This is a genomic window from Bacillus sp. FMQ74, assembly GCF_001875785.1.
GTDB lineage: Bacteria > Bacillota > Bacilli > Bacillales > Bacillaceae > Bacillus > Bacillus stercoris.
Genome location: NZ_MOEO01000004.1, coordinates 262,228 through 276,214 on the forward strand (window position 1 = coordinate 262,228; position 13,987 = coordinate 276,214).

Here is a 13,987-nt window from a genome sequence, read left to right on the forward strand (position 1 = left end):
AACTCCTTTTATAGCACATTCGCAATCTTCGACATGGTTTCAGAAAGAGTCGTCAGCTTAGTGCTCAGCTCTCTGATTTGCTTTTCACTTAATTTATCATAAGACGTATAGGACTGATCATTTGTTTTGTATTTTGCCATTAAAACTTCAAATTCGCTGAACTCCGTATCCAGTTTTTCCGTCAAGTCGGAGTGATCTTTTACAAGCGCGCTTTTCACTGTTTGATAAACGGCTTCGGAGCCTTCCACATTTGCCATAAGGTCGACTAAATCGATTCGTGAGTAGCGCTCTTCTTCTCCCGTGATTTTCGAAATCCCGGCTTCGTTCAGAAGCTCCATCGCGCCTGCTACAATTTGTTCAGGTGTTAATTTCAGTGATTGAATTGAACCGTCAAGCTCTTTTACATCCTTGAGAAGCTGGTCAGCTGTTGCCTTTTCCCCGGAAATATCTTGATCCTTCCAAATGGCCTTCTCAAGCTTATGGAAGCCTGTCCATTTGTCTCCTTCTTCAACATCGTTTTCTCGTGCATCAATTTTCGGGTCAAGATCTCCAAGGCTTTCAGCGATCGGTTCGATTCGCTCGTAATAAACACGCGCTTTCGCATATAACGTTTTAGATTTTTCGATATCGCCGGATTTCACAGCGCTTGTAAATGCTTCAGTCGCTTTGACAAGCTGGTCACTCTGCTTTTTGACATAGCCTTTATACTCATCCGCTGCTTTTGCCAGCTGATCGCTAGCCTTTTTGCCGCTCTTCTTCGCTTCTGTCAGGTCTTCTAAGGACGCTTTCAGTGACTCGGATTCTGTTTTGATTTTTGCTGTATCCGGTTTGTCTTTTTGCGCTTCTGTGTAGATTGGCTGAAGATGCTTTTCGATTTCTGTATATTCGAATGGATAGTCGCTGCGAATATCGTTTTCAAAGGAAAGCCAGTAGCTGTTTAACTCTTTTCCCTTCTTTTCAATCTCTTTTTGGTCTCCATTTTCCGCTGAGTCATTCAGCTTGGAAATGATGGTTTCCATTTTATTTACCGATGCGGAGATCTCTTTCGTGACCCCGCTTTTTTCAGATGAAGCTTTTTCTTTGGTTGAAGATGTGTCGTTGGCTCCGCAGCCCGCGCACAGCGCAAGGATGCATCCGGCTGATACAGCGATTTTTGTGAAATTCATTTTGTCAGTTCCTTTCCATTTGTAAAATGTTTTGCCGCTTCTGAAACAAGCGCAATCAGTAAAAAGAGTAAAATCAGCAATTGCGGAATCGTGCTGTAAACGGACGGATAAATTCCTAACACCGATACAGACGGCAGCCAGCTTTCTGCATCAGACGGAAGAATGCCCGCAAGCTGAAGGCTGTGAACGCCGGTTCCGAGAAATTTCACGCACATATACAGGACAACCGCCATTGATAGAAGAAAGAACGGCTTCAATGGAATGCGCATTCCGAGCTTGATCATCAGAACACCGACGATAACGAGAACGATAAGCCCTGCGGCAGTTCCGCCGATCAGTTCAGTGAGCGGGAGCTTCCCGACAAGCCCGATGAAAAAGATGACCGTTTCGAGACCTTCTCTTACAACGGCCAGAAATGCAATGAGCGCAAAGGAAAGCAGGTTTCGTTTTTTCAGTGCCTGAGACTTCTGGATATTGATTTTTTCTCTCCATTTATCCATTGAGGCGTTTCTGTGCAGCCACACCCCGACATACAAAAGCATGACAGCGGACAATACGCCGGTAACACCGCCAAGCAAGAAATTGTTTTCTCCGAATACACTGGAGGAGAACAGAACCGTGACACCGATGCCGGCTGCTAAGGAAACAACCATGCCGGCGGACGCCCCGCCCCAGATCCATGCCGAGGAGCGCGTGACCCGCGCTTTTTTTGTCATGGTTAGCAGCGCTCCGATGACAAGGAGGGCCTCCATTCCTTCACGAATCGGGATCAGCGCCGCGTCCCACCAGCTGTAGCTGCTTGAAGCGATCGGCTCGAGCAATTGAATCATTTCGTCAATTTGCTTTGATACCTTTTCAGGATGGCTGCCGATCTCAGCTTTCATCAGCGCCAGATTTTCCTCTGATGTCGTATACGCTTCTTTCGATTGGGATACGACGTCTCCCTCTACGGCGAGCCAGGATGTAACTAAATTGTCGATTGCGGATGACGCTTCATCCAATTGTTTTTTTTCTATGAACTGTTTCGTGTCTTTCAAGCTGTGTATATAGGCTGTTAATGACGCCCTTGATTGACCTGAGGATGTCTTTTTCAGCACGACAGCCTGCTGATAGGTTTCTAAATGAGACGAAAGCTCTTCAAGCTGTGTTTTGAGCTTGTCTGCGTCTTGATTGATAAAAGAAAGAGAAATCATTGCGATATTCGCGTCCATTTCGCTGTGAGAAGAAAGGTTTTCCTTCTTAATAGAAGGATCTTCTTTTTTCCACTTCGCCTTGAAGGTCTCAAACGTTTGTTGTGCCGAGTCTATATCTCCGTCTTTTACGGATTTGATCATTTGCTTGTTTAATTGAATTAATGCAGCAATCGGATCATCTTCCGCATGTGCCGCAGTACCGAAAACCATCAACAAGCTGAATAAAATAAGTGCCAGCCCCCGAGCCATCATGTTCCTCCTATAACTGAAAATGATTATCATTGTATAACATAATCATAGCCAGTTCCTGTCCTTTGTCAATTAAAATTTGAAGGTCTGAAAACCTTGATGGAAAGCAAAAAAGCTGTCCTTTTACAGAACAGCCTTTTGAAGAAGATGAACGATTATCTTTCTGTTTTATATGTTTGAATTTCCTCATGAAACTTGCGCGCAGCACTCTCAGGATCCTCCGCCTGACTGATGGCGCTGATCATACTGACACCATCGGCACCCGCTTGGATAACAGGTGCGGCATTATCTATTGTGATTCCGCCGATGCCGATAATTGGAATGCTGATGCCTTGGCGGCGGACTGCTTCGATAAGAGATACCCCCTGTACCGCTCTCGTATCCTTTTTCGTTTCAGTCGGATAGATCGGCCCGAGCCCGACATAATCCGCTCCGTCTTCTTCGGCTTGCTTCACCTCGGACATCGTATGGGCGGAAACGCCGAGAATCATATCACCTATAGCAGCTCTTACCTCTTTCGCGTTTGCGTCTTCCTGGCCGATGTGGATACCGTCAGCTTTCAGCTTCAGGGCTAATTGCACATCATCATTGACAATGAACGGAACACCAGCTTCACGACAGGCTGCCTGCACTTTTTCAGCAAATTCAACCCGAGCCTCTCCAGTCAGTGCATCCCCGCCCTTTTCACGGAATTGGTACAGGGTGGCACCGCCTTTTAACGCTTTTTGTACAACTGTGACAGGATCGGCTTTCGTATTGTTTGACCCCATAATGAAGTAAACAGATAATAACTCTTTCATCATTTCCCGAGAAATACGAGTCATGAGACAGTCACCCTTTCAATTGTCGCCCATTCTTGGACGTCTTGTTCAGTTACAGACGAAAGCTTGTTCAGCAATTCAATCTGAAAGCTTCCCGGACCTTTGTCAGCTGTTTGCTGTGCGGCAAGCTGAGCTGCTACTCCATACGAGGAAATAGCAGCGATAGCAGCAACCAATGGTTTCTCTTCCACAGCGCAAAACGCACCGACAACGGAAGTCAACAGGCAACCGGCGCCTGTTACTTTTGTCAGCAGCTTGTGGCCATTATGAAGGGTATATACGTTTGATGTGTCGGCAATGACATCGACTTCACCAGTAATCGCAATGACCGTGTTTAGCTTTTGTGCCGCTTGCTGAGCCAGCCAGATGATGTCGCCTCCGCCTTCACCCGCATCAACACCTTTGATCAGCCAATCCGTCACACCAACGGTATGGGCAATTTCCGCCGCATTTCCTCTGATTGCAGCAAGGCGCACCTCACGAATGATGTCACGTGCCGATTCAGTTCGGAACGGTGTTGCTCCGGCACCGACAGGATCAAGAATGACGGGGACGCCATGTTCATTGGCTGATTTTCCCGCGATGATCATCGCTTCGACTGACTCCTTGCTCAGCGTTCCGATATTCAAAACGAGTGCACCCGCAATCTTCGCCATATCGGCGACCTCTTCTTTCGCATACGCCATAACTGGCGATGCGCCGAGCGCGAGCAGGCCGTTTGCTGTGAAATTCGTTACGACATTGTTGGTTATGCTATGCACCAGTGGGCTGTGCCGGCGGACAGCAGTAAGACATTTTGCTGCTGATTGTGCATCCATGTTTGCATCATCCTTTACTATCTTTTTTCGGGTCCCATAAATACGATTTCGTATGTTCGAGCCAAGCTCTGGCGGCAAACGACAAGTACCGGTCCTTTCTCCAAATAATGGCAAGATGCCAAGGGATGACCGGATCGACAAGCGGAATGACTTTCACTTTTTCCGGGTCAAGGCCGCGGCAGATCCGTTCCGGCAAAAGCCCGATCCCAAGGTTGGCGGATACCATCTCACTGATAAAATCCCATTGTGATGTTTCATAAATGATATGGGGCCGGAATCCAGCCTTGATACATTCCGTCATAATTCGGTTGTGCAGGACAAAATCCTCCCTGAAGAAAATAAAAGGCTCGTCCTTCAACTCACGCAGCTGGCATTCTTTCTCATCAGCAAGCCGGTGGGAAGGGTGAACGACAAGCATTAAGGTTTCTTTTACGATTGTAAACGAATGAAAGATGTCTTCGTTTGCTGGAAGAACCACAACGCCGATATCAAGAGAGCCGTCCCCGACACCTTCTTGGACTTTTATAGAACCGTCTTCGACTAGCTGAAAGGTGACATTCGGATAGTTTTCACGGAAATCGCCGAGCACTCTCGGGAAAAACCCCGATCCGATCATCGGCGGCAGTCCAATCCGTACGTGCCCTTTCTTGACTTCCATAATATCATTTAATTCTGACGTCAGGTTTTGAAATGATTTAATTATTTCCTGCGCCTGCACATACATGCTATGGCCGGCATCAGTCAGTTCCACCTGCCTGCCGTTTCGGTAAAACAGTTCAATTCCGAGCTCTTCTTCTAAATTTTTGATCATTTTTGATATCGTCGGCTGAGAAACATAAAGGGACTGGGAAGCCTTCGTAAAACTTTTTAAACGGGCGACTTCCAAGAAATATGTTAAATGGCGGATATCCATGCGCTTCACCCTTTCTATAGACAAAAGGAATACTTCTTATTCTTAATATATATTTTACCTATAGCGAGACCTTATGTACAATGAGTATATAAGGGAGGCATCAATATGAAAAAACTGTTGCTAACCGTTATTCAAATCGCTCTGTTATTTATATTTGCTCGGCTGATTAATTGGGTGACAGCCCTTCTTCATATAAATATTCCCGGCAGTATAATAGGGATTGTGATTCTTTTCACATTATTGCACTTTAACATTATCAAGCTTGAATGGATAGAGCTTGGTGCAGCGTGGCTTCTCGGGGAGCTGCTTTTATTTTTTATCCCGTCTGCCGTCGGAGTGATTGAATACGGAGACATTATGTCGAAATTTGGTGTCAGCATTCTGCTTGTTGTCATCATCAGCACGTTTGTCGTGATGGTGTCTACAGGAACGCTTACACAACTAATTGCAAAAAGAAAGGAGAAAAAGCATACGTGTTCATCGGAATTGTAAGTTTGTTTTTAACGGTTTTGGTGTATTTAGGAGCAAAAAAGGTCTATCAACGCTTTCCGCGTGTTTATACGTCGCCGCTATTGGTGACGCCCGCTGTGTTAGTCGGTCTGCTGCTGCTGGTGAATGTCCCGTACGAGTCCTATAATCTCGGCGGCGAATTGCTGACCGATATGCTACAGCCGGCTACCGTGGCTTTCGCGATCCCGCTATATAAATATTTCCCTGTTTTAAAGAAATACGCAGTGGAAATTATTTTGAATGTGGCTGTCGGTTCATGCATCGCGATTATTTCTACCGCTCTTATTGCGAAATGGCTTCACCTCGGCACCGGCTTAATTGACAGCCTCGTCCCGAGATCAGTGACAACGCCGATCGCCATGAACGTATCTGAAATGATCGGCGGAATGCCTGCCGTCACCGCCGTGTTTGTAATTTTAACGGCTTTGCTCGGCACGGTGATCGGTCCGATGGTCATCCGCTACTTCCGTATTGATAACGAAATCGCCCGGGGCGTGCTGCTCGGCACAAGCGCGCACGGAGCGGGAACATCAAAGGCATTTGAGCTTAGCTCTGTGTCCGGTACGATTTCAAGCGTATCGATGATCTTAGCTGCGATTATGACGCTTTGTGCGGCGCCGTTTTTACTTTCATTTATGTAAAACTGTCCTTTCAAGGGCAGTTTTTTTATGTGCTTCCACTTATTGAAAAGCTGGCGAATTCCAATATAATGTATTTGTGGATACCAAAGGAGGCACCCTGATGCACAACTTGCAGGTGAGACGGCATTATGCCGCGTTAAAAGGATTTTATTTGTTCGCTTTTCTCGGTACGGGCAGCATGATTCCCCTACTCAGTATGTATTTAACGAAAGAACAGCATTTAAGCGGATCACAGGTCGGCTTGATCATGTCACTGGGCCCGATTGTGATGATTTTCTTTCAGCCGTTTTGGGGCATGCTGAGCGACTATACACAAAAAACGAAAAGCCTGCTGGCGGTTTGCACATCAATCACAGGCATCATTGGACTAGGCTATATTGCATTTGACAGCTTTCCTTTTTTTATTTTGATTGCGGCCTGTTTTGCAGCCTTTCAAAGCACGATTATCCCACTTTCGGACAGCATTTCACTAAGGTACACACAAGAAACAAACGGCAATTATGGCGGAATCCGCCTGTTTGGTTCTCTCGGCTTCGGCGTCGCGGTGTTTGTCATGGGACAAGTGACGAACCAGCTGTATCCCATTCATGTGATCTTTATCTTCGGCTGTGCCTTTCTATGCATTGCCGCCATATTGGCTTCTCAAATGCCCGGCCAGCAGAAAACGAAAACAAAGGTCAATATCCGCAAAGGATTCCGGGAGCTTATCAGCAACAAAACCTTCCTCATCTTTATGATCATCACTTTTACGACATTTGCTCCAAACTTAGCAAACAATACGTATTTCAGTCTTTTTCTGGACAAAAGCGGCGCGTCTCTTTCCGCTATCGGCATTTTATTTTTCATCGGCGTCATTTCGGAAATACCATTTATGCGATTTGCCCAAACATTTATAGATAAAATAGGGCTGCTCAACGTCATTATGCTGTCAGGCGGGGTTTCATTATTCAGGTGGGCGCTCTATTTCACGGCGCCTTCATTATGGATCATTTATGCGACGGTCTTTCTTCAGGGAGTGGCCATCGGTTTATTTATCCCGGCAGCGCTTCAATATGTGAAAAAGATTACTCCAAGACACGTTGAAGCGACAGCGCTGACCATGTACGCCGCCATCGGCAACGGGTTCGGCAACTGGTTCTGCACATTTGCGGGCGGGTATATTTTTGACTACGTATCGATTTTCGCAGTCTACTTGCTTTTTGGCATTCTGAGCATAGCAGGCTTTTGCTTGACATTATATTTAATGAAGGCTGAAAAAAACAAACATACACTTCATCAGCCGGCTGTTACTTTTAAACCATAATGACTATAATGAACAAAAGAAAGGATGTGCGTTATGAACGGGCAAGAGCGAAACAGCATTTCGAAAGGGTTGCAGGTTGATATTGTATTGAAAGCTGATCAAAAAACAGGAAAACTGACGCGAGGGACAGTGAAGGACATTTTGACGAAATCAAGCTTTCATCCGCACGGCATTAAAGTCCGGCTTGAAGATGGCCGCATCGGCCGCGTCCAGCAGATCATTTCTACATAAAAAAGCTGCCCCCGAAAAGGGCAGCTTTTTCGTTATTTCTTCTGCAGAAAGACCACTTTCAGGTAGTTGCCCTCCGGAAACGCCGAAATCGTTTTGAAGTCCTCCGGCAGTGTAAATTCCTCTATAATCGTGTAGCGTTCATTTGTTTCTTTAAAGGCGGCATCGATAAAGCCTTTGAACTTCTTCATGCCAAAAGCGCTGCTGTTTGTAGAGGCAACAATGACACCCTTGTCAGCTGTGATGGCGATCGTTTCCTTCAGCAGGTTTTTATAATCCTTGGCCGCGCTGAAGGTGCGTTTTTTTGTACGCGCAAAGGACGGCGGGTCGAGGATAATGAGATCAAAGCGCAGATCCTTTTTTGCAGCATATGAAAAATAGTTAAACACGTCCATCACTTTAATGTCGTGCGCTTCGTAATCCAGCTTGTTCACGCTGAATTGCTCGATCGTTTTGGCCAGGCTTCGGTTTGCCACGTCCACGCTTGTTGTTTTCTCCGCTCCGCCAAGCGCTGCCGCCACGGAGAATGCACCCGTATAAGAAAACGTATTCAAAACGGTTTTCCCTTTTGCATAGCGGTCTCTGATTGCCTTGCGCACGTGTCTTTGATCCAAAAAGATGCCCGTCATGGCGCCCTCATTCAGATCCACCGCGTATTGAATGCCATTCTCCTGGATGATGATCGGGAACTCGCCTCTTTTCCCTTTCACGAAGTCATCATCTTCAACGTATTGTCCAGCTGTGTCGAAGCGTTTTTTCTCGTAAATCGCTTTATAATCAAGATTCATCTCATCCAAAGCGGAAATCAGCATATCTTTAAAGGTGTAAATGCCCTTGCTGTACCATTGTACCAGCAGGTAGCCGTCATAATAGTCGATAGTGACGCCCCCGACACCGTCGCCCTCACCGTTGAACAGGCGGAAGGCCGTTGTATCTTGAGTTTCGAATAATTTGGCGCGCGCTTGGGCCGCTTTTGTTAATTTGCTGAGAAAAAAGGCATGGTCAATCTGTTCATGTTTATTGCGGGTAAGCGTCCAGCCAACCCCTTTGTTTTGCAAGCCGTAATAGCCCCGCGCGAGAAATTCGCCGCTCTCAGACACGATATCAACGAGGTCTCCTTCTTTCATGTGCCCCGCACTCCCTGCGAGAGCTTCTTTTTCGATAAGGGGATAGCCTTTTTTGATTTTGGCAGCGTGTGCTTTTTTTAGGGTGAGTAGCTTCATATATGTCGTCCTCTTTCTGTTTGCTTTCTCTTATCGTACCACAAAACGCCAAGATGTCTGCATTGACAGAAAGGAAAGGTTTTTCTACGATAGACAAAAAGAGTTACGAGGAGGAGCAGCATGCCAAAACGAATTGACCATACAGGCATCATGGTAAGAGATATTAACGCGTCTATCACATTTTATGAAGAGGTACTTGGCATGAAATTGAAGGATCGCATCACACACACGAACGGTGTAATCGAGCTTGCTTTTCTCGGCTTTGAAGACGGCCCGGAAACAGAAATCGAACTGATTCAAGGCTACAGCAGTGAGCTTCCCTCCGAAGGAAAAGTGCACCACATTGCCCTGCTGACGGATGACATTGCTGCTGAATATACAAAAGCGGAAAGAATGAACGCAAAATTTATTGACGAGGAGATCACAACACTTCCAAACGGATACCGTTATTTCTATATCGAAGGCCCTGATGGTGAGTGGATTGAGTTCTTTCAGCGGTAAAAAAAAGAACGTACATTTTGTGATGTACGTTCTTTTTTATCTATACCAACTGATATACGTCGACTCATCGCAAACCATCGCTTCCAAGCCCCTACGCTGAACCAGGTCATTAATGTTTTTATCTTTTGCTAAAAAGACATTAATGAATGAGTCATATACACTCATAAACACAAAGTCCATTTTCTCATCAGTCAAAACGAGCTCTGCCGCGGCTTCATCAAGAACCGTCCGCAAGTTCGCCTCAGTTATGTCCAAAACGCCGCGGTTTTCCACAATCGGTTCTGCGTAATAAAACCGCTTGGATCCGTTTACACCTAACACCTTTATCAAACTCGGAATATGAAAATTTGAAATATGATCCTCACTGGGATAATAGAGGTCTCCATTTATGTTTTCATGTAACGCCTCAGCCAAATCCTCTCTCGCGCACTTGTCCCTTAAGGCACCTATAGACGTCATTAAAGCCAGCGCCAGCTCAGCATGTGTTTGAAAGCCGCAAGAAGACATAACCTTCTTCCAGGAAACAGCCTTGCCTTTTCCTCTTATTTCATCATCGTTTGGATAAATATGCTCGTAATCATTTTTTCTCTTTGCTTTCTCCCATCCTTCAGGCATTTGGATAAAAGGAGAAAAGATAAGAGCAGCTGATGAGTATTCAACTGGTACTTGTTGTAAGATTGGTGATTCGTCATCTAACCATATATAATCTAGCATGCGCACCTCCTTTACATTTTCTAACATTCCCTTTCATTTGAAAGATGATGATCAGCCTATGACAGGCTGATCATCTATCACATACATTTTTATCCCCAGATTCAACCGCACTCTCTTCCCGCCATTTTTGATGGTCCCATATTCTGAAAAACGGATAGTAGATAGCACAGGTGATCAGCAGATTCACCAGCTGCATAACAGCGCCCGAGACCTTGCCGCCTGTCGCCAGGTAGCCTGATATGATCGGCGGCATCGTCCATGGCACGGCGATTCCGGCCGGTCTTGCCACCAGCCCGGTGCTCATGCCGATATAAGTTGCGGTAATCGTGAGGAGTGGAGCGAGGATAAATGGAACAATGAGAAGCGGGTTCATGACAATCGGCATGCCGAAAATGATCGGCTCGTTGATATTAAAAAGCGCGGGCCCAATCCCTAATCGGCCAAGCTGCTTCATTTGTTTGCTGCGAGACCGGACAAGCATCGTCAAGACAAGCGCAAGCGTCGCTCCGCTTCCGCCGACATTGATCCAAATTTGAAAAAACTGAGTCGTAAAAATACTCGGCAGCGCCTCGCCCGCTTGGAAGGCGAGACGGTTGGCATCCATCGCGCCGTACCAAATCGGCGCCATGATCCCGCCAATGATGGAAGCCCCGTGAATCCCGCACGACCAAAGCAGCATCTGCACAAATTCCGCAATCAGGCTTCCGCCGAGACTGCCGCCAAGGATGGAAAGCGGTGTGCCAAGCAGGTCTCCTACGACATTGTGAAGGCTCTGAAAAGGTGTCATTTCAATCAGAAGGCGCGCCAGCCATACGAGAAACACAATGATAAAGCCGGGAATCAGCGCGACAAACGATTTGCTTACCGCAGGCGGCACACCGTCTGGCATTTTGAAGACGATATTCTTTTGAATAATATATCGATAGATTTCTGTTGAAAACAAAGCGATCAGCATGGCGACAAATAAGCCCTTACTGCCGAGCAGCGTGATCGGGATTCCGCCCCCTACCATGATGGGTTCCGTTGAGCCATCCGGTGTAAACGGCACCTCAAACGGTGTTGCCAGCAGAAATGCGGCAATTGAAATCGCTCCGGCAGAAAGGGCATCGACACCATAGCTTTCTGCCAGCCGATAGGCGATCCCAAAAGCGGCAATCATCGCCATAATATCAAACGAAGCGTTAACAGGATATCCGAGCTTATCGGCCCACTCGTTTCCAAACATACTCGCCATGAAATCAGCATACCCCGGAATCGGCAGGCTCGTTAAAATCAAGAAGACAGACCCGATAATAATCAGCGGCATGGTCAGGATAATTCCGTCACGCAAAGCGCTGAGATGCCGCTGCCCGGCAATTTTCCCGGCGACAGGCATTATTTTCTCCTCCATCACCCGAGTGAATGTGCTCATCTTAAAAGCCCCCTTTTCTCATTGCTTTGTGAACAACCTCCGCAATGTTTTCTTTATCTTATTTTGAAAACGCTTACAAATTCATTTGGAAAATTTCCTCTTCCTGCGGAAAAAATCTGCATTTTGCTAAACCACCCTGCCCATGAAAATTTTTTTCCTTCTTACTATTAATCTCTCTTTTTTTCTCCGATATATATATCAAACATCATAGAAAAAAGGAGATTAATCATGAAAAACATGTCTTGCAAACTTGTTGTATCAGTCACTTTGTTTTTCAGTTTTCTCGCCATAGGCCCTCTCGCTCATGCGCAAAACAGCAGCGAGAAAGAGGTTATTGTGGTTTATAAAAACAAGGCCGGAAAGGAAACCATCCTGGACAGCGATGCTGATGTCGAAAAGCAGTATAAGCATCTTCCCGCAGTAGCAGTCACAGCAGATCAGGAGACAGTAAAAGAATTAAAGCAGGATCCTGATATTTTGTATGTAGAAAATAACGTATCCTTTACCGCAGCAGACAGCACGGATTTCAAAGTGCTGTCAGACGGCGCTGACACCTCTGACAACTTCGAGCAATGGAACCTTGAGCCCATTCAGGTAAAACAGGCCTGGAAGGCAGGACTGACAGGAAAAAGTGTCAAAATTGCCGTCATTGACAGCGGAATCTCCCCCCATGATGACCTGTCGATTGCCGGCGGGTATTCAGCTGTCAGTTATACCTCTTCTTACAAAGATGATAACGGCCACGGAACACATGTCGCAGGGATTATCGGAGCCAAGCATAACGGCTACGGAATTGACGGCATCGCACCGGAAGCACAAATATACGCGGTTAAAGCGCTTGATCAGAACGGCTCGGGGGATCTTCAAAGCCTTCTCCAAGGAATTGACTGGTCGATCGCAAACAGGATGGACATCGTCAATATGAGCCTTGGCACGACGTCAGACAGCAAAATCCTTCATGACGCCGTGGACAAAGCATATGAACAAGGCGTTCTGCTTGTTGCAGCAAGCGGGAATGACGGAAACGGAAAGCCAGTGAATTATCCGGCGGCGTACAGCAGTGTCGTTGCGGTTTCGGCAACAAACGAAAAGAATCAGCTTGCCTCCTTCTCAACAACTGGAGATGAAGTTGAATTTTCAGCGCCGGGAACAAACATCACGAGCACTTACTTAAACCAATATTATGCGACAGGAAGCGGGACATCCCAAGCGACACCGCACGCCGCTGCCATGTTTGCTTTGCTAAAACAGCGTGACCCTGCCGAGACAAACGTCCAGCTTCGCGAGGAAATGCGCAAAAATATCGTTGATCTTGGAACCGCAGGCCGTGATCAGCAATTTGGCTACGGCTTAATCCACTATAAAACACAGGAAACAGATTCAGCTTACACGGCTGCAGAGCAAGCGGTGAAAAAAGCGGAACAAACAAAAGCACAACCCGATATCGACAAAGCGCGGGAACTCGTCACCCAGCTTCATGATTCCGATGCCAAAACATCCCTGCAAAAAAGACTGGATAAAGTACAGTCATTCAGAAATGTAAAAGATGCGAAAGACAAAGTCGCAAAGGCAGAAAAGTATAAAACACAGCAAACCGTTGATACAGCCCAACCTGCCATTAACAAGCTGCCGAACGGAACAGACAAAAAGAACCTGCAAAAACGGTTAGACCAAGTTAAACGCTACATCGCGTCAAAGCAGGCGAAAGACAAAGTTGCGAAAGCGGAAAAAAGCAAAAAGAAAACAGATGTGGACAGCGCACAATCAGCAGTTGGCAAGCTGCCGGCAGGTTCAGAAAAAACGTCGCTTCAGAAACGCCTTACCAAAGTAAAAAGCACCAATTTGAAGACGGCGCAGCAATCCGTATCTGCTGCCGAAAAGAAATCAACTGATGCAAATGCGGCAAAAGCACAATCAGCCGTGAATCAGCTTCAATCAGGCAAGGACAAAACGGCATTGCAAAAACGGTTAGACAAAGTGAAGAAAAAAGTGGCGGCAGCTGAAGCAAAAAAAGTCGAAACTGCCAAAGCAAAAGTAAAGAAAGCGGAGAAAGACAAAACAAAGAAATCAAAGACATCCGCTCAGTCTGCAGTGAATCAATTAAAAGCATCCAATGAAAAAACAAAGCTGCAAAAACGGCTGAACGCCGTCAAACCGAAAAAGTAACCCAAAACCCTTTAAAACCTGCATACCAGGTCTTAAAGGGTTTTTTACCTTCTTAGAACACCACACACAACCTTTTTCCCATCCATCGCACAGGCTTTTCATACTATTGCTATACAGCCATGAACAGCAT

At 46.2% G+C, this 13,987-nt stretch carries 14 protein-coding genes; 6 read left to right on the plus strand and 8 right to left on the minus strand.

Annotation, left to right across the window (positions count from 1 at the left end; all coding sequences use genetic code 11):
* Window positions 1–8: 8 nt before the first annotated feature.
* From efeM to cidR, 5 genes are all read right to left on the minus strand, one after another.
* Window positions 9–1,166, minus strand: a complete 1,158-nt coding sequence (efeM, locus tag BLL41_RS10300) for an iron uptake system protein EfeO (protein ID WP_071577760.1) — start codon at window positions 1,164–1,166, stop codon at window positions 9–11.
* On the minus strand, window positions 1,163–2,608 hold the full coding sequence (gene efeU, locus BLL41_RS10305; protein WP_071577761.1) for a ferrous ion permease EfeU: 1,446 nt from the start codon (window positions 2,606–2,608) through the stop codon (window positions 1,163–1,165). Before efeU ends, efeM begins: the two co-directional genes overlap by 4 nt.
* Window positions 2,609–2,763: 155 nt before the next feature.
* Window positions 2,764–3,432 carry a thiamine phosphate synthase gene (thiE, locus tag BLL41_RS10315; protein ID WP_071577763.1) on the minus strand — a complete coding sequence of 223 codons (669 nt, stop codon included), beginning with the start codon at window positions 3,430–3,432 and terminating at the stop codon, window positions 2,764–2,766.
* On the minus strand, window positions 3,429–4,247 hold the full coding sequence (gene thiM, locus BLL41_RS10320) for a hydroxyethylthiazole kinase (protein ID WP_071577764.1): 819 nt from the start codon (window positions 4,245–4,247) through the stop codon (window positions 3,429–3,431). The genes thiE and thiM overlap by 4 nt, the downstream gene beginning before the upstream one ends.
* A gap of 7 nt (window positions 4,248–4,254) precedes the next feature.
* Window positions 4,255–5,160 (minus strand): cidABC operon transcriptional activator CidR, encoded by a 906-nt coding sequence (gene cidR / locus BLL41_RS10325; RefSeq protein ID WP_003227377.1) that lies wholly within the window; start codon window positions 5,158–5,160, stop codon window positions 4,255–4,257.
* 105 nt (window positions 5,161–5,265) lie between these two features.
* Between cidR and BLL41_RS10330 the strand changes: the two genes are divergently transcribed.
* The 4 genes from BLL41_RS10330 (at window position 5,266) to BLL41_RS10345 (ending at window position 7,845) form a co-directional block, all read left to right on the plus strand.
* Entirely contained in the window at window positions 5,266–5,652 is a 387-nt protein-coding gene (locus BLL41_RS10330; RefSeq protein WP_003227375.1) for a CidA/LrgA family holin-like protein, read from the plus strand.
* Entirely contained in the window at window positions 5,634–6,311 is a 678-nt protein-coding gene (locus tag BLL41_RS10335) for a CidB/LrgB family autolysis modulator (RefSeq protein WP_019259828.1), read from the plus strand. Before BLL41_RS10330 ends, BLL41_RS10335 begins: the two co-directional genes overlap by 19 nt.
* 100 nt (window positions 6,312–6,411) lie before the next feature.
* A complete protein-coding gene (locus BLL41_RS10340) occupies window positions 6,412–7,614 on the plus strand; it encodes an MFS transporter (RefSeq protein WP_071577765.1) in 1,203 nt (400 codons plus the stop codon).
* A gap of 33 nt (window positions 7,615–7,647) precedes the next feature.
* Entirely contained in the window at window positions 7,648–7,845 is a 198-nt protein-coding gene (locus BLL41_RS10345; RefSeq protein WP_015385004.1) for a YwbE family protein, read from the plus strand.
* 32 nt (window positions 7,846–7,877) lie between these two features.
* Here BLL41_RS10345 and BLL41_RS10350 read toward each other — a convergent pair whose 3' ends face one another.
* Window positions 7,878–9,065, minus strand: coding sequence for a class I SAM-dependent rRNA methyltransferase (locus BLL41_RS10350; RefSeq protein ID WP_071577766.1), 1,188 nt, complete (start codon window positions 9,063–9,065; stop codon window positions 7,878–7,880).
* Between the two features lie 120 nt (window positions 9,066–9,185).
* Here BLL41_RS10350 and glxA point away from each other — a divergent pair, with 120 nt between their 5' ends.
* Window positions 9,186–9,566, plus strand: coding sequence for a glyoxalase GlxA (glxA, locus tag BLL41_RS10355; protein ID WP_014665869.1), 381 nt, complete (start codon window positions 9,186–9,188; stop codon window positions 9,564–9,566).
* Between the two features lie 36 nt (window positions 9,567–9,602).
* On the opposite strand, the gene BLL41_RS10360 is transcribed toward glxA, so the two are convergent.
* Both BLL41_RS10360 and celB read right to left on the minus strand, forming a co-directional pair.
* Complete coding sequence (locus tag BLL41_RS10360) at window positions 9,603–10,280, minus strand: DUF2711 domain-containing protein (protein ID WP_071577767.1); 678 nt, start codon at window positions 10,278–10,280, stop codon at window positions 9,603–9,605.
* Between the two features lie 70 nt (window positions 10,281–10,350).
* Entirely contained in the window at window positions 10,351–11,691 is a 1,341-nt protein-coding gene (gene celB / locus BLL41_RS10365) for a PTS cellobiose transporter subunit IIC (RefSeq protein ID WP_071577768.1), read from the minus strand.
* 228 nt (window positions 11,692–11,919) lie between these two features.
* Between celB and epr the strand changes: the two genes are divergently transcribed.
* Window positions 11,920–13,857, plus strand: coding sequence for a minor protease Epr (epr, locus tag BLL41_RS10370; RefSeq protein WP_071577769.1), 1,938 nt, complete (start codon window positions 11,920–11,922; stop codon window positions 13,855–13,857).
* Window positions 13,858–13,987: the final 130 nt, after the last annotated feature.

Coding starts and splice junctions, on each gene's coding strand:
- efeM (WP_071577760.1), bottom strand. CDS start 1,166: ATGAATTTCACAAAAATCGCTGTATCAGCCGGATGCATCCTTGCGCTG.
- efeU (WP_071577761.1), bottom strand. CDS start 2,608: ATGGCTCGGGGGCTGGCACTTATTTTATTCAGCTTGTTGATGGTTTTC.
- thiE (WP_071577763.1), bottom strand. CDS start 3,432: ATGACTCGTATTTCTCGGGAAATGATGAAAGAGTTATTATCTGTTTAC.
- thiM (WP_071577764.1), bottom strand. CDS start 4,247: ATGGATGCACAATCAGCAGCAAAATGTCTTACTGCTGTCCGCCGGCAC.
- cidR (WP_003227377.1), bottom strand. CDS start 5,160: ATGGATATCCGCCATTTAACATATTTCTTGGAAGTCGCCCGTTTAAAA.
- BLL41_RS10330 (WP_003227375.1), top strand. CDS start 5,266: ATGAAAAAACTGTTGCTAACCGTTATTCAAATCGCTCTGTTATTTATA.
- BLL41_RS10340 (WP_071577765.1), top strand. CDS start 6,412: ATGCACAACTTGCAGGTGAGACGGCATTATGCCGCGTTAAAAGGATTT.
- BLL41_RS10345 (WP_015385004.1), top strand. CDS start 7,648: ATGAACGGGCAAGAGCGAAACAGCATTTCGAAAGGGTTGCAGGTTGAT.
- BLL41_RS10350 (WP_071577766.1), bottom strand. CDS start 9,065: ATGAAGCTACTCACCCTAAAAAAAGCACACGCTGCCAAAATCAAAAAA.
- glxA (WP_014665869.1), top strand. CDS start 9,186: ATGCCAAAACGAATTGACCATACAGGCATCATGGTAAGAGATATTAAC.
- BLL41_RS10360 (WP_071577767.1), bottom strand. CDS start 10,280: ATGCTAGATTATATATGGTTAGATGACGAATCACCAATCTTACAACAA.
- celB (WP_071577768.1), bottom strand. CDS start 11,691: ATGAGCACATTCACTCGGGTGATGGAGGAGAAAATAATGCCTGTCGCC.
- epr (WP_071577769.1), top strand. CDS start 11,920: ATGAAAAACATGTCTTGCAAACTTGTTGTATCAGTCACTTTGTTTTTC.